The organism is Bifidobacterium vansinderenii (genome assembly GCF_002234915.1).
Classification (GTDB): Bacteria; Actinomycetota; Actinomycetes; order Actinomycetales; family Bifidobacteriaceae; genus Galliscardovia; species Galliscardovia vansinderenii.
This window is the reverse complement of the sequence record NZ_NEWD01000038.1, coordinates 1-17,890: the sequence shown is the minus strand read 5'-3', so window position 1 is coordinate 17,890 and position 17,890 is coordinate 1. Positions and strand designations below refer to the sequence as shown.

Below are 17,890 nucleotides of genomic sequence, written 5' to 3'. Positions count from 1 at the left end.
TTCTCAGGACATCACGACAGTGCGCGTCATGATTATCCGCGCTGTGCGAGATACCGCTCGTACGCCTGAAATCCGCCGGTCAGGTTCACGGCGTCGTACCCGCGGTCCATGAGGATCTCCGCCACCTCCTCGCTCCAGCTGCCCTCACGGCAGAAGACGATCACCGGCTTGTCCTTGGGTACGGTGTGCAGCACCTTGGCCAACGGGTCGAACGGCGCGTTGATGGCTCCCTCGATGCCATGCGCCGCGACCTCGTGCGGCTCACGCAGATCCAGCAACGTGACCGTGGAATAATCCAGCGCCGCAAACTCCTCCGGCGACATCTGACGGATCTCGACCTCATCGAACTCGTTACCGATCATGGCTCCCCTATCGCTCCTTGTCTCTTTCCTTATGTTGATTCCACCGTCGTTGCTCAGGCCACTCAAACCGTTCTCATCACTCAGATCGCACACACCGGCTGAATGTAGTTGTCCGGGTCAAGCGCGGTGATCGTCGGATGCTCGCCGCATACCGGGCAGTCCGGCTCATGCTCCGGCAGGGGAACGGTGCGGATTCTCATGGTGAGCAGGTCGGCGGTGAGCATGCGCGCGGTGAGCAGGTCGCCCGCGCCGGTGATCATCTTCACCACCTCCACGGCCTGCAGACTGCCGATCACCCCCACGGCGGCGCCAAGCACGCCTGCCTCCTTGCAGGTAGGCACCTCGCCGGCGGCCGGCATTTCACGGAAGATGCAGCGGTAACAGGGTCCCTCGCCGGGCACGTAGTCCATGACCTGCCCGGCGAACTGCACCACGCCGCCGTGTACGAACGGCTTGCCGGCCAGCACGCAGGCGTCGTTGATGAGGAACTTCGCGGCAAAGTTGTCGGTGGCGTCCACCACCACGTCGTAGTCGGCGATCAGTTCGGCGGCGTTGTCGGCATTGAACGACGTCACGTACGTGTTCACCGTCACGTCCGGATTCAGCCGGGCAATGCTTTCCCTGGCCGATTCGGCCTTGGGCGTGCCGACCTTGCCGGAGTCGTGGATGATCTGGCGCTGCAGGTTGCTCATGTCGACCACGTCATCGTCCACGATGCCGAGCGTGCCGACGCCTGCGGCGGCCAGATACAGCGCCACCGGCGAGCCGAGTCCGCCCGCGCCGACGATCAGCACCTTGGCGGCGAGCAGACGCTTCTGCCCGCGCACGCCCACACCCTTGAGGATCAGATGGCGGGCGTACCGATCGATCTGGTCGTCCGAAAGCGAGATGCGCGGTTTCGGTGTGTTCGTCTGCTGCGGTTCCATGAAGTCGTTCTCCTTGCCGTTCGGTCGCTCAACATCTTGAATTCAAGACTGGACCGACGTCAGGCCTTTGCGGCGAGCTGCACGGCGGTGCCGGACGCGGTGACCATGAGCATGTCGCCCTGACCGAGCACTTCGTAGTCAATGTCCACTCCCACCACGGCGTGCGCGCCCAGCGCGGATGCACGCTGCTGCATCTCGGCGAGCGCCTCCTCGCGTGCCTTGACTAGTTCGTCCTCGTAGCCCTGGCTGCGGCCGCCGAACACGTTGCGCAGTCCGGCTCCGAGATCCTTGAGGATGTTCACGCCGGAGATGACCTCTCCGAACACGATGCCGTAGTAGCCGGTGATGGTGTAGCCCTCGACGCTGGGGGTGGTGGTGACGATCATGATGATTCCCTTCGGATCGGCGCCCCGCGATGTCGGGGCCGTATTTCCACCTTACCGTCATTCCGCCGGCGCGCCTTCATCGCCACCCCGACGCGTGCCGGCACGCCGGAGTCTGGGTGGACGGGTAGGGTGGACTGTGAACGAACGGGAGCCGCAAGGCTGAGAGGAAGCATCGCTTCGACCGTGGAACTTGTGCGGGTCATGCCGCCGTAAGGAATCGTCTTCGATTGCGCAACGCAGTGCATGATCTTCGCCCCACACGTCGTGAACGGCTGGTTCTTCTTTGTTTTCTTCGCGATCCCGTGTCCACGACGACAATCGAATATGGCATGACGGGTTCATGAACGGGCGCACCACGCAGGGTACGGCTTGGTTTCGTGCACCCTTTTTTCATATTCGCCGAGTTTGGAGGAACCCATGCAGGTCAATGGAGAACAGGTCACGCTAGATAAGGCGGTGAGTGTCGCCGACTATCTGGAAGCGCACGGCTATCGTGCCGAACGCGTGGCTGTGGAGCTCGACGGAGCGATCGTGCCGCGGGAGAAGCGTGCCGACGTCATGCTCACCGATCAGTCCGTGATGGAGATCGTCCAGTTCGTTCAGGGAGGCTGAGCGGAACGTCTCAGGACCGGTGCAAGTCCATCGCAACCGTTGAATGCAATCACGTTGAATGCAATCGCAAGGAGTAATCATGATTCCCAATCCCGTCACTGAAGAGTCCGTCGCCGCCACTCCCCTGCCGCCGCAGCCCGCGGTCACGAATCCGGTGGGCACCGCCGCCCCCGTTCCCGAGGTGGTCGACAAGCCGCTGAACCTTGGCGGCCATGAGTTCGAATCCCGCTTCATTCTGGGTTCGGGCCGCTACGATCTCAACCTGATCAAGGCCACGGTGGAGCACGCCGGCACGCAGATCGTCACGATGGCGCTGCGTCGTGCGCAAACCACGGAGAACAGCGTGCTCGACTACATTCCCGAGGGCATCACGCTGCTGCCGAACACGTCGGGCGCCCGCAACGCCGAGGAGGCGGTGCGCATCGCGCGTCTGGCCCGTGAGGTGTGCCACACGGACTTTGTGAAGGTGGAGATCGAGCATGAGACCAAGTATCTGCTGCCCGACAATGCCGAGACGATCCGCGCCACCGAGATGCTGGCGAAAGAGGGGTTCGTGGTCATGCCGTACATGTTCCCGGATCCGATTGCGGCCCGTCAGCTTGAGGAAGCCGGCGCGGCGGCGGTGATGCCGCTGGGTTCCCTGATCGGCTCGAACATGGGTCTGCGCATGCGCGATTTCATCCGCATCATCATCGACAACGCGAACGTGCCGGTGATCATCGACGCGGGCATCGGTCGCCCGAGCCAGGCGTGCGATGCGATGGAGATGGGCGCCGACGCGGTGATGGCCTACACGGCCGTGGCGAGCGCCGGCAACATTCCGTTGATGGCCCGTGCGTTCAAGGATGCGATCGCGGCCGGACGCGCCGCCTATCTGGCCGGTCTGGGCAAGGTGACCGAGGGTCAGGCCGTGCCGTCCAGCCCCACCACCGGCTACCTGCACTGATCTGCTCCGATCCTGCTGCGGGCTTCCTCAGGCGGGCTTCCTCCCCCATTCCGAGGCGGAAGCCCGCATATTTTTGTGCTCCCTCCCTGGGAGGGAGCTGGCCGCCAAAGGCGGACTGAGGGAGGGGTCCCGTCCCTGCAAGGCACCAAAACTCAGCCACCTCATCCGTCCGACTGCGTCGGCCACCTTCCCCTCAAGGGGAAGGAAAATGGAACAGGGTCCGGACGGTTGGCATGCTCGTCGTTCCACCAAGGGAAGGAAAAATGAGCTGACGCTACTTGTCGTCGTGCTTGCGGTCGTTGCGGTTGAGCATCTCACGCAGCTGCTTGATCGTCTCGCCATAGTCGACGGACGTCATACGCGGGAATGAACGGAGCATGCGCTTCTGCTGCGCGTTGAGCGCGTCGGTCAGCGTATCGTACAGACGACCGACGCCGTGCACGCGAGGCAGGGACGGCAGTTCGGGAAGGTTGTCGGCCAGATCACGCATTCGCTCCGCTGCGGCACCGGTGTAGGACTGCAGACGTCCGGCGGCGGCGTCGCTATACCGCTGCAGCGCCTCGACCGGATCGAGCCCGTAGTCGCCCAGCCGTTCGCGGATGATGTCGCGACTGCGTTCGAGCGTCTGGGAGAATTCGGACAGGCGCCTGGCAAAGCCGCTGAGACCGATCACGGTGATCAGGAAATCGATGAAGATCAAAACCACCAGCGCCGCGATGATGATATGGAACGCCGTCAACGGGATCAGTGCGGTCCATCGTTCCACCCACGGCTGCGCCACATCCACGATCAGCACGCCGAACACGCCGAACACGATCGCTCCGATCAGGCAGATGCGCCCGTTCAGATTGAATTTGAAGTGCGAATAATCCCACCAGCGGGCGTGAAACGCCTTTTCCATCACCCATGACGTCGCATACTCCAGAACCGATGCGCCCACGGCACCCAGCAGGAACATGGTGAGCACCGCCATCGGCGTGTCCTTCAACGGGGTGAGCACCACGATGGCCACCACCGCGCCTGTGCCGTAGATCGGGCAGAGCGGGCCGTTGAGGAATCCTCGGTTCACGAACCTGCGTTCCTGCACGGAGACGAGGATCGTCTCATACACCCAGCCGAGGAAGCTGTAGCACACGGCCCAAAAGAACAGATGCTCCAGATACAGAACGGTGACGGCCGCATCCATGGTCACCGCGCCTGCGCTCAACACGATGTCATGGTTCACCGGGCGGTTTCCTCCTGATGCTCGGATCCGTCGGTCAGGGCAAGACGGTCGGGAACGGGAGCAAGCTGCGGCTTGGAGAAGCGTGCCATGGAGAACGTCTCACGCGTGGCGCTGATCTTGTCGGCCATAGTGACGAGATAGCCCTCGATGTAGCGGGGCGGCACCGGTGTGAGCGGGAACATGTGCCGCAGGATGGAGTCACGCTCCACCGGATTGAGGTCGAAGTCGTGCAGCGCGTTCGTCAGCGCACGGCGCGGATGGGTGAAGCCATGCAGCTTGTGCGAACCGTCGCCGTCGTAATGCCAGTCGTAAAGGAAGTAGTCGTGCAGTAGGGCGGCGCGGATCAGCGATCTCAGATCCACATGCCGCCACAGATGCAGTCGGTCGGCGAAGTAGACGGCGAGGCAGGCCACACGAACCGAATGCTCGAACGTGGTCACGGCCCCATGCTGATAGCAGTGCTTTTCGATGCGCATCCGCTCATGGTCGAGCACATCCCGGCCGTATTCATGTACGATTTCGCGGATTCTCTGGCGTGCCAGCACAATAGCCCCTTTTCGACGAAAAGTCATGCTCGTTATTGGTCAGTCCGATTGTAAATGACCAATAACGGGCATGACTTCGTCCGTATGGATGATTTGACAAGGCCGTCACATGCCGGTCACCGGCGTGTCATGAGCCCTCATCGCAGTATTGCGACAAGCGTCCTCGCCGTTCAGATGGCAGGCGCGTTCTCGCAGGCGGTGACGAGCTGTTCGAGCGTCTGGCTGCCGAACAGGATGTCGCCGTCGTTGATCGTGGTGGCGGGCACGCTCATGATCCGGCGTTCCTTGCGCAGCTCGGGGAAGAGTCCGAGGTCGATCATTTCGGCGGTCACGTTCGGGTTCATGGCGGCCATGTGCTGGCAGGCGGCCACCACGTCAGGGCAGAAGTGGCAGGTGAGCGAGACACCAATCTCGATGTGCGTTTCAGGCAGTGCCTTGATGCGCTCGGCGAGCTCCGGCTCCACGGCCTGACCGGGACCGGCGATGTTGTACACGCCGAGGACGAGCGAGTTGACCTCGTGACCGGTGGGGATGCCGCTGAACTTCACGCCCGTGTACGTGCCGTCCTTGTCGAGCAGCACGAAGACCGGATAGCGCACGATGGCGGCGGTGTCGATCATCGCCTTGCCCTCGTCGGAGTCGGCGGGCACGCTGCGGTAGTGCAAGCGCTCGTGCATGGAGGCGAACTCCTTGGCGAAGCTGGCGAGCTCCACGCTCGGCTGGCCGCCGTCGTCCACCTGCAGCAGGGTCACGTCCTCGGTCAGACGGTTGAAGATGCCGACGAGCTGCTGCTTCATTTCGGCGCTGAACCACACGCCCTTGTGCTGCGGCACGGACGGGGAGTCGGAGATCGCGCTGGTCTGGCCCACGGTGGCGGGCTTCTTCGGCGTGCTCTTGGCGGCACCGGCTTCGGCGCCGCCGTCATTGCCGTTCTTGACGTCGGCCGTCTTGGACTTGGCGGTCTTGGGCACCACGGGGATGCCAAGGCGCTTCTTCTCGGCGGTCACGTACTCCTCGGCGCCGGTGGCGGCGATCGCGCCGTCGGATGCGGCTGTCACGATCTGGCGCAGCGGCTTGGAGACCACGTCGCCGGCCGCATACACGCCGGGGATGCTGGTGCGCTGCCACGAGTCCACGGTGATGTAGCCGCGGTCGTCCTTGGCGAGCGCATCCAGTCCGGTGGTTTCAGGCTTGGTGCCCACGTAGATGAACATGCCGAACACGTTGTCGCCGTCGGCCACGTGGTAGTGGGTCTTCTCGCCGGTCTTGTTGTTCACGAACGTGGCGTCGGTCAGGTAGTCATCGCCGTCGAGGGATTCGACCTCGGTGTTGTAAAGCACTTCGACCTTGGGGTTGTCGAGTGCGCGGGCGGCGGTGAGCGGCGGGCAGCTGAACTGCGAGCCGCGGACGAGCACGGTGACCTTGCGGGCGTATCGGGTGAGGTAGTCGGCCTCCTCGGCGGCCGCGTATCCACCGCCGACCACGAACACCTGCAGGCCGCTGAACAGTTCGCCGTCGCAGGTGGAGCAGTAGGCCACTCCCCTGCCGCGCAGCTTCTGCTCGCCGGGGATGCCGAGCTGGCGGGGCTGGGCACCGGATGCGATGATCACGGCGCGGGCACGGTAGTCACGGTTCCTGCCGTGCAGCACCTTCACGTCGCCGTCGAGTTCGTAGGCGGTCACGTCGTCGTGCGCGATCTTCACGCCGAAGTCCTCGGCCTGCTGCTTCATCAGGTTCATCAGGGCGGTGCCCTCGATCTCCTTGACGGCCGGATAGTTGACCACCACGGATGTGGTGGTGACCTGGCCGCCGACCTGATCCTTCTCGATGATCAGGGTGTCCATGGTGGCGCGCCCCGCGTAGATGCCGGCGGTGAGTCCGGCGGGACCACTGCCGACGATGACGACGTCGTAGATGTGTTCGTTGCTCATGATGATTCTTGCCTTACTGCTGAAAAAGGCGCTCGAATATGATTCGGGCGCCTTGGAAACGTGACTATCGATGATTATCGGTCATCGGTGAAACGACTGCGACGATCAGATCTTGCCGACGAGGTCGAGGCTCGGGGCGATGGTGTCCTCACCCGGATGCCAGTTGGCCGGGCACACCTTATCGCCGTGCTCGCGGACGAACTTGGCGGCCTCGAGCGTGCGCAGGATCTCCTCGGCGTTGCGGCCGATGCCGTTGTCGTTGATGGTGTAGGACTTGATCTTGCCCTCGGGGTCGATGATGAACACGCCGCGGAAGGCCAGACCGGACTCCTCGTCGAGCACGCCGAAGAAGCGGGCGAGCTTGCCGGCCGGGTCGGCGAGCATCGGGTACTTCACCTTGGCGATGGTGTCGGTGGCCTCGGCCCAGGCCTTGTGCACGTATTCGGTGTCCTCGGACACGGAGTAGACCTCGGCGTCGGCGGCCTTGAAGTCGGTGTAGTGGTCGGCCAGATCGCCCAGCTCGGTGGGGCACACGAAAGTGAAGTCGGCCGGGTAGAAGAAGATGACGGACCAGTGGCCCAGCAGATCCTGCTTGGAGACGGTCTCGATTTCGCCGTCGTGGTACGCGTTGACGGTGAAGTCCTCGAGTTCGGTGTTGATGTAGTTGCCCATGCACATTCCTTTCCGAAAGGTCGCGATCGGTACGACCATTGTGCTTCCTCGCTCAGTATATCCGACCGCGATTCTGATTTGTCAAAGAAACGCGGCCGGCGGAATGAGCATGAGCAACATCACATTTGTCGGCTGCAAACCGACCGTGCGATGTCGCGCGGACTAGCGCAGGACCTCGCGCGGGGACTTGTAGGCGGAGCCGTCCGACGTGGAGTCGGCGAACAGCTTGAGCGGTTCCACGGTGGCCTTGGCGTCCACGATCTGTTCGCGCACACGGCCGTAGGCGGTGCCGCCCTTGCCGTTGCGGGAATCGACGGAGCCGCGGCTGGAAAGCACCTCGCGCACCTGCGGGGCCTTGTCGGCGGGCAGGAAGTCGGCGAACACGCCAATGAAGTCATCGTCGGTCAGATCCCACAGTTCCTGGCCGCGGCCTTCGGCGATCTTGACGCAGGCGCCGGAAAGTTCGTGCGCGTGACGGAACGGAACGCCGTTCTTCACCAGCCATTCGGCGATGTCGGTAGCCAGCGCGAAGCCGGTGGGGGCCTCGGCCTCGAGACGGTCGGCGTCGAAGCGCATGGTGGCGACCATGCCGGTGAAGGCGGGCAGCAGCACTTCGAGCGTATCGACCTGGTCGAACACGGCCTCCTTGTCCTCCTGCAGGTCGCGCGCGTACGCGGTGGGCAGACCCTTGAGCGTAGCGAGCAGACCGGTCAGGTCGCCGATCAGACGGCCGGACTTGCCGCGGGCGAGCTCGGCGATGTCCGGGTTCTTCTTCTGCGGCATGATCGAGGAGCCGGTGGAGTAGGCGTCGTCGAGCTTGACAAAGGCGAACTCCTGGGTGTTCCAGATGATGATCTCCTCCGAGAGGCGGGAGATGTCCACGCCGGTCATGGCGGCGATGAACGCGAATTCGGCCACCAGGTCGCGCGAGGCGGTGCCGTCGATGGAGTTGTCGGTCACGCGGGAGAAGCCGAGCTCGCGGGCCACGGCCTCCGGGTCGAGGCCGAGCGTGTTGCCGGCGAGCGCGCCGGAGCCGTACGGGCTGGCGTCGATGCGCTTGTCCCAGTCGATGAGGCGCTGGATGTCGCGGATCAGCGGCCAGGCGTGGGCCATGAGCTGGTGGGCAAGCAGCACGGGCTGGGCATGCTGCATGTGGGTGCGGCCGGGCATCACGGTGTGGCCGGCGGCTTCGGACTGCTTGATCAGCGCGTTGACGAGCTTGATGAGTTCGCCGGCGATCACGCGGGAGTGGCGGCGCAGCCACATGCGGATCAGGCAGGCGATCTGGTCGTTGCGGGAGCGGCCGGCGCGCAGCTTGCCGCCGAGCTCGTCGCCGGCGATGTCGATGAGGCCGCGTTCGAGGGCCGTAGCCTCGTCCTCGTCGTCCTCGATCGGCGTGAATTCACCGGAGTCGACGCGGCGCTGCAGCTCGTCGAGGGCGTCCTCCATGCGCTTGAGCTCATCGTCGGTGAGCAGTCCGGCGCGACCGAGGGCACGGGCGTGCGCACGGGAGCCGGCGATGTCGTCGTCGGCCAGTCGCCAGTCGAACTGGGTGGACTTGCTCAGGCGGGCCAGCTCGGGCGAGGGACCGGAGGTGAATCGGCCGCCCCACAGGGCGAGGTGTTCGGACTGCTCAGCCATGCATGTTCTCCTTCATGATGCGGGTGCTTGGGTGCTTGCGGAAATCAACGAAATCAACGTTCCGTACGTTTTCGACTGTCTGCCAGCCTATCAGCGCGCGGATACATCGGGTGCCACTTCAGTCATCGCCTTGACTGAGCGCCGCATCAATATCGAATCCACCTTCGAGTACGAATCGCCGGAGCAGGCTGCGCACCTTACGGTTCACCTTGGGTTGAGGTATGGTCGTATGCTGCCATTCCTCAAGTATGGCCTTCGCACGCTTCCTGTCAACGGATGCATACAAATCGCCAAAGCGTCCGAATTCGTCAATGTTCGTCTCAGTGATACGACGGGCAAGGAACTCCTCCACCAGTGAACGTTTCACACCGAAGCATTCCACAAGTTTGTCGATCTGCTCGTTCTTCTCACGCTTTGCATATCGAGTGATGTAGTCACGTAGGGTTAAACCATTCTCGACAGCCACGTCCCCTCGTTCCACATCATGCAGGAACAGTTCCGCCAATCTCTGGTCGTCAGTGGACAACGTGGCGAACGAGCGGTGCAACTGAGCGGCTGCGGCTTCCAGCTCAGGACTATTCTCGCGTAATGCCTTAAGCCACTTGACAAAGTTGGCATTCATATAGTCGGTGTCGATGAGACCGGTATCGATTGCTGTCAGATAACCGTCCAGCTCGTAAGGAGCTTCCGGCGCGTCATCTCCGTCTCCCCGACCGTCTCCCTGCTCCTGATCATCAAATAGCTCCTTATATCGTTGCGCCAGAATCAGGTACGTGCGTTCGTCAAGTTCCGGTTGTACGCTCACTTGTTCGCCGTTCTCGTCCGTGAATACGAACGAGTCACTCTCCCAAGTGAATCCTTGCACTTTCGCGGCTTCGAGGAATCTGCTGAGTTCCACGAACTCCTTGGCGAACTTGCGTTTGTCCTCCACTGATTCGGGTAGCTGCCGTAGATCCCCCTGTCCTGATGACGAAAACACGTCAAGGATTTCCTTGTACCGTGAATCCATCGATTCCACATTCTGCGGTAACTTCTGTACGAATAGGTCGAGCGGCCGGTCACCGGAATACAATTTCACGGCACGCTCGATGTTCTTGCGCATGGTATGCGGTTTCCGGTAGTACCGGATGGTGCCGAACGGCTTGTCCGGGCCGAATAGTCGGTTGGTACGGCTGAACGCTTGGATGATGTTCTCGTATTCGATCACCTTGTCCAAGTACAGTGTATTCACCCATTTCGAGTCGAACCCGGTAAGCATCTGGTCGACCACGATGAGCAAATCGAGTCGCTGTTCTCGGTTCGCATCAATGGTACCGTAGGGTGTCTTGTGCGAGAGACGCGCTGAGATATCCTTCTTCATGGCAGACCAGTCGACGATGCCGAAATCCTTGCCATACGCCACGTTGTAGTCACGCATGATTTCGGCGAGCGCGTCGCCTTTCACGGTAGCGCCGTCACTGTTATCCACGTTCGGATCGAACAATGCGGTCACACGCAGTTCGGGCGCTCGTTCCTTAAACAAGCGGTAGTAGCTGATTGCCTCCGGAATGGAGCTTGTGGCGAGCATGGCATGGAATTTGTTCGCATGGCTGAGCACGGGGAATTGCCTGAGGATATCCGCAATGACCATGTCTTCGTGATCACTGCCGACACCGTACTGATCGCGGTCGAGAAAATCCTCGATGGCAGTTATGCGCTCACCTGTTTCGGAAACGGTCGCGCCCATCGGCACTGTGGTCTTGTCCATATAGTGTTCGTATACCTTGGCTTTGGTCGGATCAGCTAACGCCGAAGGCACATCAGAAGCTTTCGCCTTATCCAGAGCCACACGCAATCGCACATCATCATCTCGGTAGGTGGTGACCATGGTCGGATCGAAACCAAGTACGTTATGATCTCGGATACCGTCGGCGATGCTATAACGATGCAGACATTTTCCGAACACCATGGCTGTGGTGGAATTCTTCTTTTGATTCTCATCCAGAATCGGCGTACCGGTGAAGCCGAAGAACAACGCGTTGGGAAAGGACCGGCGGATATCCTGCAGCATGTCGCCAAAGGTGGATCGATGGCATTCGTCCACGATAAAGACGATGCGTTGGTCCGCCATCCTGTCCAGCTCAGCTTGGGTGACGCCGGCTTCGCCGAGTTTGATGTTGCTCATCTTCTGGATGGAGGTGACGATAAGGGTGTCTGAGGGATCAGTGCTGGCGAGTCGGGTACGCAGCACGCCGGTGTTTTCGGTGCCCTGCACGTCGTCTTCATTATCAGCGAAGCTGCGATACTCCTTCAGGGACTGGGTACCGAGTTCAATACGGTCCATGAGAAAGACTACTTTATCTGCGTCCTTGGAGTCGGCGATGAGCTGCGCGGACTTGAAACTAGTCATGGTTTTGCCAGAACCAGTGGTGTGCCACACGTAGCCACCAGGTCGACCAGGCAAAGCAGGCTTGCAGTCCCAATCGCAGGTGCTAACGGTATCAGAAATCGCATTTGCGGCGATGTACTGGTAGCTACGAAGTACCTTGAGACAGCCGTCCGCCGAATCGGCAATGGTGTAAAAGCCAATAAGCTTGTGTGCCATGGGAATAGAGAGCAGCGTTGCACAGAAAGTCTTCCATTCGTCGGCACCCGGTTTGTTACCTCCGCAGATGGGCTCGTTGTTGAAGTCCGCCCAGTGGAAGTAGTAGCTCGGGTTGAACTTGTCCACTCCCGGATTGGCAAAGTACAAGGCATCGTCCGGATTCATGGCCACGAAAATCTGCACGAGACGGAACAGCCCGGTAAAGACGCCCTCATGTGCGTATTTTTCGATTTGGTTGGTTGCTTGACTCACCGGTATGCCGCTACGTTTCAGTTCAAGATGAATGAGTGGCATGCCATTGATGAGCAGGCACAGGTCGCCGCGTCGGGAATTGACCATCTTGTTCTTGGCTGGGTAGACCGGCTGCTGGGCGATCTGGTAGACGCTGTGACCGCTGGCGATTTCGTTGCGGTCATAGATCTTTAGACTGATTTCTTTACCGAAGTGAGCCTTGTCATCTCTGTTGTCTCGCGTGATGGACACGGTTTTGCCGTTGATGAATGAATTTAGCGCCAATGGGGTGCGCAGCGTTTCGATCTGCTCGATGATCTGTGCCATCTCGCCGTCGGTCAGCGGCTGATCGTTGAGGCAGTCCTTGCCTGCATTGCGCCGGTTGAGAATGCCCTTCCAGTTCTCGATGAGCTCCACCTCGGTAGGATATGTGAGTACGCCGTCCGTCCAGCCATGCTGCTGGAGCACCGAAATAATGCTCTTCTCGAAATCCGATTCCTTATCGAATATCATGATCGCCTCCTGTATCTCATTCCTTACGCATCAGCGCGTAGATGACCAACGCTCAGTGACTCGCCATTGATGGGCATTTGTGGATCGCATGGTGACACGATGCGTTGGAACATCGTCTCCAACGCTTCATAATCCTGATTCTCCGCTGCGAGTCGGCTCGCTTCGTCGTTTTCCTCGCCGCTGACGAGTCGCCAGTCGAGATCGTATCCGGCATCATGGCACAGCAGGGTCCAGAACAGCCGTTGTACCCGACCATTGCCTTCACGAAATGGGTGCACGAAATTGTAGTTGTCGTAATGGTAGGCCAGTCGTTGCGCAAATCGTTCCGGCTCAAATCCCACCAGCATGTTGTCTTTTTTGAGTTCATTCTGCGCCCAGCCGATACCCATGGCGATGTTTGTGGAGGGTAGGAAGAACTCAGCTCCGGCAACGTTCTTGCGAATCTCTACGATACGGATTTCACCGGCCCAAGCATAGATATCTTGAAACAGCGTGCGGTGCAGCATGCGGAAATCATCCAGCGATCCACTCATATGAGGGATCGGGCGGGTGAAAAACTCGTTCATTCGCAATGCAACGAACTCGCCTTCCGCGTTCTGCAGTTCATCATAGGTTGTAGCGCCGATGAGGTTGCGCAGTACACCGCTTGCCGGATCAAGATATGGGTCAACGAATCGATCAGGCATGAGCGACCCTAGCTTCAGGCTTATCAATCTTCCACCGGCGCTTGGTTCTGGTCATGAGCTCTTCGATCGTAAAGTCGCCCTTCACGTACTGTTCGGCGTCACTGCGAAATTCGGCAGAGACGTATGCGCCTTCCATCTCGCCGGAGTGAATGGCCTCTTCCATGATGCGTTTGCGATCCATGATTCCTCCGATTCTCAGACGAACATCTGCTCAAGCAGTGATTTCTTGATATTTTGCAGCAATTCCAACTTACGCTGATGAAGGGTGATAAGGGAATCGAGGCACGAGAAGAACGAGCCAATGACCTGTTGCTCGGATAAATTTATGGGCAACAGCAGATTCATACCCAAGAACGACTGCTTGGGCACATTATGCATTGAGCCACTTGTACCTGAAGCCATTCCTCTAATCATTGCTTGGCTTGCTTCAGACGCGAGGACTACATAGACATAATACGGGTCATAACCGGCATGAAGAGATAAACGCCAAAGTCTATCCGGCAGGAAAAGATTGTCATGACTGGCCTCACTAATACCACACGCTCCGACTTTATCCGGCGTATTCATACGACTGACGATGATTGATTCTGCCACAACAGGACATTTCACAAGATCTTTTTCAGACTCGACTACACGTTTGCATTCATCGGCTTCAAAATAACCGTTAGACACGCAGCTCGTTTTCAGCACTGCCACATCTGTAACACCTACAGGATCGTCAGTTGAATTAACACTTCTGCCGGCAATAATTTCAGATACCAGTTCCCCCAACTTACGCTGTTCCCAAGGGTCAGTAAAACCAGCAAAACGAATCCTCGGAACCGACTCACCTTTTTGGGGGAACATCTGTTCGAGCATTGACTTCTTCAGTACGACAAGTTTGTCATACTTACGCTGATGAAGGGTGATGAGGGAATCAAGCCGGGAGAAGAACCGACCGATGGCCTGCTGCTCAGCAAAGGATGGGAATGCCAACGACATGCCAAGAAACGTATCCTCGTGAATACGCTTTGCCTTACGACTGCCGTTAGCGATCAATCCGTTTCCAAGATAAAAATCTTCCTGAGTGACTCTGTTCAATAGGAAAGATCCGTCAACGCCAGACATGTCGAAAGCCGGAGAATCAAGCGTTGACTCATACCTATCTAATTCCTCTGGCACGATTCCGAACGCTGCATGCAAAAAATCAAGCTTGCCATACATGAATTGGCCAGCACGACGAATGTAGTACTGCGTGTTTTCACTCCCGCCATAGGAATCCGTTTTGGCAACAACTCCTTTGCCCCACAATTTAACGGTTAGTTTGTTCGCATCCACGCCAGTATGACCAACGATACGGCTCAAAGTCAGGTATTTCCCTAACTTACGCTGTTCCCAAGGGTCAGTAAAACCAGCAAAACGAATCGCAGGAACGTTCGAATGTTCGGTCATTATTCGCCTCCCAGCAGGGTCTTGAGCTCGGCGATGCCAGTCATGTCGAATTCGTCACCGACCAGCTGGTCGAGCATTGCTCCCAGTTCGGTTTCCGCGCTCTTGATCTGACCGCACACGTCGGCGTACGTGGTGGCGTATTTCTCGTCCAACGCCGTGACTTTGGCTACTAGCTCATCAAGAACCGCGGCTGGCAATTCCTCAAGTTTGCGCTGCAGCGGGTCAATCCACTTGGCAGCCAGCAAATCAGAGGTTTCATCGTCGCTCAAACTTTCAATCACCGCAGCGGTTTTGTCTTCAAGTGAGGAACGCAATTCCTTAATGGTCTTCTTGACCTTCTTCTCTTCATCAATCAGACGATTCGCCGTTACCAGCGTACGGTCAAAATCGGTTTCAGCATGCTTGCCGATCGTCTTCACCGCCTTCTTGAGTTCGGCCGCAACGAACGCATCACCGTCCTCGTTGATCGCGTCGGAACTCTTATCGTCCTCGCCAATGCCTTCGAGCAGTTCGGTCAGCTCCTGACCAATCTCCCCTAGACGCTGCTCCTGAGCAGCGATATCTGCCAGATCGGCGGATAGCAAATGGTTCTGGACCAAGTCGAACGGCAGGATATGGCCTTTCAAGCCATCTTGCACTTCAACATCCTTGCCGGCCTTCTTCTTGATCACTATATTGGCATCCACCTTGCGCACAGCCTCGACTCCCTCACTCTGAAGGATTTCAAGGTCGCCGGAGATGATCTTCCAACTGTCATCAAGCACCTGATAGGCAGCATACGCATCCACCAGAGGCACGTTATGCAACCGACGGAACAGATCATCAGCGAGCTCTTCAGCCTTAGTATCGGCATTGATGTGCTCACACTCCCCTACCAGTTCAGTGCTCAGGAGTTTCCGATAATCGGCAAACGACTGACGGTAATCCGCCAAATACCTCTGGACCTCAACGTTATTGAATATGATGTCCTTCACTGAACCATCGATGACTCGGGCATTATGACCATTCTGCATGGTGAACAACTGTGTCTTCAGGCTCGGGAACACATCCCAGAATCGTTGCAACGTCTCGATCTCATGCACTGGCACGCCACCGAACATAGTGGCATAGATATCCCAGTTCTCAGTCGGCTCGGACGAATCCACGTACCGTGGAATGTTGAGATTGTAGTCGTTGGCACGAATCTCATCAATACTCACCAATCGACTGAACTTGTCAACGTCCTTAGTGCCTGTCACCGCATCGACGATACGACGGATATCGCATGCTCGCAGCTTGTTGTTCTTACCGTCTTTGATGAAATGCTTGGAGGCATCAACGATGAGCACATGATCATCATCGCGATGCTTGCGCAATACCATCACGATGGTAGGAATGCCGGTACCAAAGAATATGTTCGCCGGCAAGCCGATGATGGCCTGAATATGGTGATGTTCCACCAGATTTCTACGGATCGCACCTTCCTCACCGCCACGGAACAGTACGCCATGAGGCAGAACAATGGTCATGATGCCATCGTCGCGCAAATGGTACAGGTCATGCAGCAGGAAAGCATAGTCGGCCTTGGATTTGGGAGCGATGCCATACTCGAAGCGCAGATCACTCCCCTGCTCTGGTGGCTCCCAGTTCTGCGAATACGGCGGATTCGAGACCACGGAATCCACGAACAGCGGATCATAGGTCTCATCCTTGTTCTCGTCGGTGTCGAACCACGGCCAGTCATCTTTGAGCGTATCGCCGTTGCGGGCCACGATGTTATCCGGCAGAATACCTCGCATCACCAAATTCATGCGCGTGAGATTGTACGTGTTCTCCTTAAGCTCCTGCGCATAGTATTTGATGTCATTCGGATTGCCGTTGCGACGAGACACCGCCTGACCAATATGTATGAGCAACGAGCCCGAGCCGGAAGTGGGATCGTAAATGGTGATCTCCTTACGGTCCCGCAGATGCCACGCCACGATCTCGCTCATAAGCTGCGAGACCTCGCCTGGAGTATAGAACTCGCCGGCCTTCTTGCCCGCGTTGGAGGCAAAGTTGCTAATCAGGTACTCATAGATAAAGCCGAGCGTGTCATAATCCTGCCGGTTGCTCATCGGAATGTCCTTGATGAGATAGATCAGATCACGAGCGGCCTTGGAACGACTACGCTCATCGGTGCCCAGCTTGGACAGACCGGTTTGAAGCGTATCGAAAATACCTGCAAACACACGCTTGTGCGCCGGATTGATGTTCCGCTCGAACGCGGAAAGCGCAGTGCGTACGTCGGCGATTTGAAAATCTGCACCCTTGGCAATCCAAGTAGAGAACAGGTTGTCATAGGCGATGAAATAGCCACACAGCCCACGCACATCCTGCACGGTATCCGTATCTTCCTCAATGAGAGACGGCAGATCTTCTTCGGTCCAATCATCTGCATACAGACGATTCACCAGCGTCTCCGAGAGGAACTTGTAGAAGATAAAGCCAAGAATGTAATCCTTGTATTCATTGGCCTCGATCTTCGATCGCATCCGGTTCGCGGACTCCCAGATCTTGGAAGCGAGCTGCTGCTTGTTCATTCATGTGCTCCTTTGCTGCTGTTACCCCTAATGACAGTCCGGACGGAACGTACGCGGCCACGTTACATTCGTGCCATTATACGTCCGCTTGGGAACAGCGTAAGTTGGGGGACCTGTATGAGAATAGGGACGAGCGAGGCAGCGATGATCTGCAAATCTTGTCAGTCTCGATCTACGGTGGCGTTTCCGACGGTTCACTGAACTCCGATGAACTCGGCAAGAATGTCAGAAGAAGTGAGGATAAATCTCTCTATAAGAGAGTAGAAATTGGCGATGCAGTACTCAATATGATGCGAGCATGGCAGGGAGCCGTTGGGACTTCGTCGGCACAAGGTATGGTCAGTCCTGCTTATATTGTTGCTAAGCCTCTTGTTGAGCAGGATCGAAGCTTCTTTAACGTGCTGTTGAGACGTTTTGCCACAGTAAATCAGATGAATGATTTGTCTTATGGCGTTACTGATTTTCGCAAACGTCTCTATTGGGATTCATTTATTCGCGTGACCGTTGATTGTCCATCGTTGCCTGAGCAACAGGATATCGGCCGGTTCTTCTCTCGCTTGGATTCCCTCATCACCCTTCATCAGCGTAAGCAATCACGATTGGTATTGTGTTAGATGAGCGTCGAAAGGGCGCGCATC

Annotated in this window: 16 protein-coding genes; 3 read left to right on the top strand and 13 right to left on the bottom strand. The window is 58.1% G+C overall.

The window, feature by feature from the left end:
* Positions 1-32 precede the first annotated feature (32 nt).
* From Tam10B_RS10965 to Tam10B_RS10955, 3 genes are all read right to left on the bottom strand, one after another.
* Entirely contained in the window at positions 33-362 is a 330-nt protein-coding gene (locus Tam10B_RS10965) for a rhodanese-like domain-containing protein (protein ID WP_093961278.1), read from the bottom strand.
* 80 nt (positions 363-442) lie between these two features.
* Positions 443-1,252, bottom strand: coding sequence for a HesA/MoeB/ThiF family protein (locus Tam10B_RS10960; protein WP_093961428.1), 810 nt, complete (start codon positions 1,250-1,252; stop codon positions 443-445).
* A gap of 95 nt (positions 1,253-1,347) precedes the next feature.
* Positions 1,348-1,677 carry a putative heavy metal-binding protein gene (locus Tam10B_RS10955; protein ID WP_093961277.1) on the bottom strand — a complete coding sequence of 110 codons (330 nt, stop codon included), beginning with the start codon at positions 1,675-1,677 and terminating at the stop codon, positions 1,348-1,350.
* Between the two features lie 414 nt (positions 1,678-2,091).
* Between Tam10B_RS10955 and thiS the strand changes: the two genes are divergently transcribed.
* Positions 2,092-2,286, top strand: a complete 195-nt coding sequence (gene thiS, locus Tam10B_RS10950; protein WP_093961276.1) for a sulfur carrier protein ThiS — start codon at positions 2,092-2,094, stop codon at positions 2,284-2,286.
* Positions 2,287-2,365: 79 nt separating this feature from the next.
* Entirely contained in the window at positions 2,366-3,232 is an 867-nt protein-coding gene (locus tag Tam10B_RS10945; protein WP_126030156.1) for a thiazole synthase, read from the top strand.
* 274 nt (positions 3,233-3,506) lie between these two features.
* On the opposite strand, the gene Tam10B_RS10940 is transcribed toward Tam10B_RS10945, so the two are convergent.
* The 10 genes from Tam10B_RS10940 to Tam10B_RS10895 form a co-directional block, all read right to left on the bottom strand.
* Complete coding sequence (locus Tam10B_RS10940) at positions 3,507-4,457, bottom strand: putative ABC transporter permease (protein WP_332881270.1); 951 nt, start codon at positions 4,455-4,457, stop codon at positions 3,507-3,509.
* Positions 4,454-5,002, bottom strand: coding sequence for an HD domain-containing protein (locus tag Tam10B_RS10935; protein ID WP_143248643.1), 549 nt, complete (start codon positions 5,000-5,002; stop codon positions 4,454-4,456). The genes Tam10B_RS10940 and Tam10B_RS10935 overlap by 4 nt, the downstream gene beginning before the upstream one ends.
* Before the next feature lie 170 nt (positions 5,003-5,172).
* The gene (locus Tam10B_RS10930) at positions 5,173-6,933 is read right to left on the bottom strand and encodes an FAD-dependent oxidoreductase (protein WP_093961274.1); all 1,761 of its coding nucleotides are present in this window, start codon (positions 6,931-6,933) and stop codon (positions 5,173-5,175) included.
* Positions 6,934-7,038: 105 nt separating this feature from the next.
* Positions 7,039-7,605 carry an alkyl hydroperoxide reductase subunit C gene (gene ahpC / locus Tam10B_RS10925; protein WP_093961273.1) on the bottom strand — a complete coding sequence of 189 codons (567 nt, stop codon included), beginning with the start codon at positions 7,603-7,605 and terminating at the stop codon, positions 7,039-7,041.
* A gap of 162 nt (positions 7,606-7,767) precedes the next feature.
* The gene (argH, locus tag Tam10B_RS10920; RefSeq protein WP_093961272.1) at positions 7,768-9,246 is read right to left on the bottom strand and encodes an argininosuccinate lyase; all 1,479 of its coding nucleotides are present in this window, start codon (positions 9,244-9,246) and stop codon (positions 7,768-7,770) included.
* A gap of 118 nt (positions 9,247-9,364) precedes the next feature.
* On the bottom strand, positions 9,365-12,574 hold the full coding sequence (locus tag Tam10B_RS10915; RefSeq protein ID WP_093961271.1) for a type I restriction endonuclease subunit R: 3,210 nt from the start codon (positions 12,572-12,574) through the stop codon (positions 9,365-9,367).
* Between the two features lie 23 nt (positions 12,575-12,597).
* Positions 12,598-13,260 (bottom strand): Fic/DOC family protein, encoded by a 663-nt coding sequence (locus Tam10B_RS10910; RefSeq protein ID WP_093961270.1) that lies wholly within the window; start codon positions 13,258-13,260, stop codon positions 12,598-12,600.
* Positions 13,253-13,441 (bottom strand): antitoxin VbhA family protein, encoded by a 189-nt coding sequence (locus tag Tam10B_RS10905; protein ID WP_093961269.1) that lies wholly within the window; start codon positions 13,439-13,441, stop codon positions 13,253-13,255. The genes Tam10B_RS10910 and Tam10B_RS10905 overlap by 8 nt, the downstream gene beginning before the upstream one ends.
* Before the next feature lie 14 nt (positions 13,442-13,455).
* The gene (locus Tam10B_RS10900; protein WP_093961268.1) at positions 13,456-14,691 is read right to left on the bottom strand and encodes a restriction endonuclease subunit S; all 1,236 of its coding nucleotides are present in this window, start codon (positions 14,689-14,691) and stop codon (positions 13,456-13,458) included.
* Positions 14,691-17,252 carry a type I restriction-modification system subunit M gene (locus Tam10B_RS10895; RefSeq protein WP_093961267.1) on the bottom strand — a complete coding sequence of 854 codons (2,562 nt, stop codon included), beginning with the start codon at positions 17,250-17,252 and terminating at the stop codon, positions 14,691-14,693. The genes Tam10B_RS10900 and Tam10B_RS10895 overlap by 1 nt, the downstream gene beginning before the upstream one ends.
* A gap of 2 nt (positions 17,253-17,254) precedes the next feature.
* On the opposite strand from Tam10B_RS10895, the gene Tam10B_RS10890 reads away from it, so the two are divergent.
* Positions 17,255-17,866, top strand: coding sequence for a restriction endonuclease subunit S (locus Tam10B_RS10890; protein WP_093961266.1), 612 nt, complete (start codon positions 17,255-17,257; stop codon positions 17,864-17,866).
* Positions 17,867-17,890: the final 24 nt, after the last annotated feature.

Excerpts from the sequence above, each read along its gene's own strand:
- Tam10B_RS10965 (WP_093961278.1), bottom strand. The coding sequence starts at position 362 with ATGATCGGTAACGAGTTCGATGAGGTCGAGATCCGTCAGATGTCGCCG.
- thiS (WP_093961276.1), top strand. The coding sequence starts at position 2,092 with ATGCAGGTCAATGGAGAACAGGTCACGCTAGATAAGGCGGTGAGTGTC.
- Tam10B_RS10945 (WP_126030156.1), top strand. The coding sequence starts at position 2,366 with ATGATTCCCAATCCCGTCACTGAAGAGTCCGTCGCCGCCACTCCCCTG.
- Tam10B_RS10930 (WP_093961274.1), bottom strand. The coding sequence starts at position 6,933 with ATGAGCAACGAACACATCTACGACGTCGTCATCGTCGGCAGTGGTCCC.
- ahpC (WP_093961273.1), bottom strand. The coding sequence starts at position 7,605 with ATGGGCAACTACATCAACACCGAACTCGAGGACTTCACCGTCAACGCG.
- argH (WP_093961272.1), bottom strand. The coding sequence starts at position 9,246 with ATGGCTGAGCAGTCCGAACACCTCGCCCTGTGGGGCGGCCGATTCACC.
- Tam10B_RS10915 (WP_093961271.1), bottom strand. The coding sequence starts at position 12,574 with ATGATATTCGATAAGGAATCGGATTTCGAGAAGAGCATTATTTCGGTG.
- Tam10B_RS10910 (WP_093961270.1), bottom strand. The coding sequence starts at position 13,260 with ATGCCTGATCGATTCGTTGACCCATATCTTGATCCGGCAAGCGGTGTA.
- Tam10B_RS10905 (WP_093961269.1), bottom strand. The coding sequence starts at position 13,441 with ATGGATCGCAAACGCATCATGGAAGAGGCCATTCACTCCGGCGAGATG.
- Tam10B_RS10900 (WP_093961268.1), bottom strand. The coding sequence starts at position 14,691 with ATGACCGAACATTCGAACGTTCCTGCGATTCGTTTTGCTGGTTTTACT.
- Tam10B_RS10895 (WP_093961267.1), bottom strand. The coding sequence starts at position 17,252 with ATGAACAAGCAGCAGCTCGCTTCCAAGATCTGGGAGTCCGCGAACCGG.
- Tam10B_RS10890 (WP_093961266.1), top strand. The coding sequence starts at position 17,255 with ATGTGCTCCTTTGCTGCTGTTACCCCTAATGACAGTCCGGACGGAACG.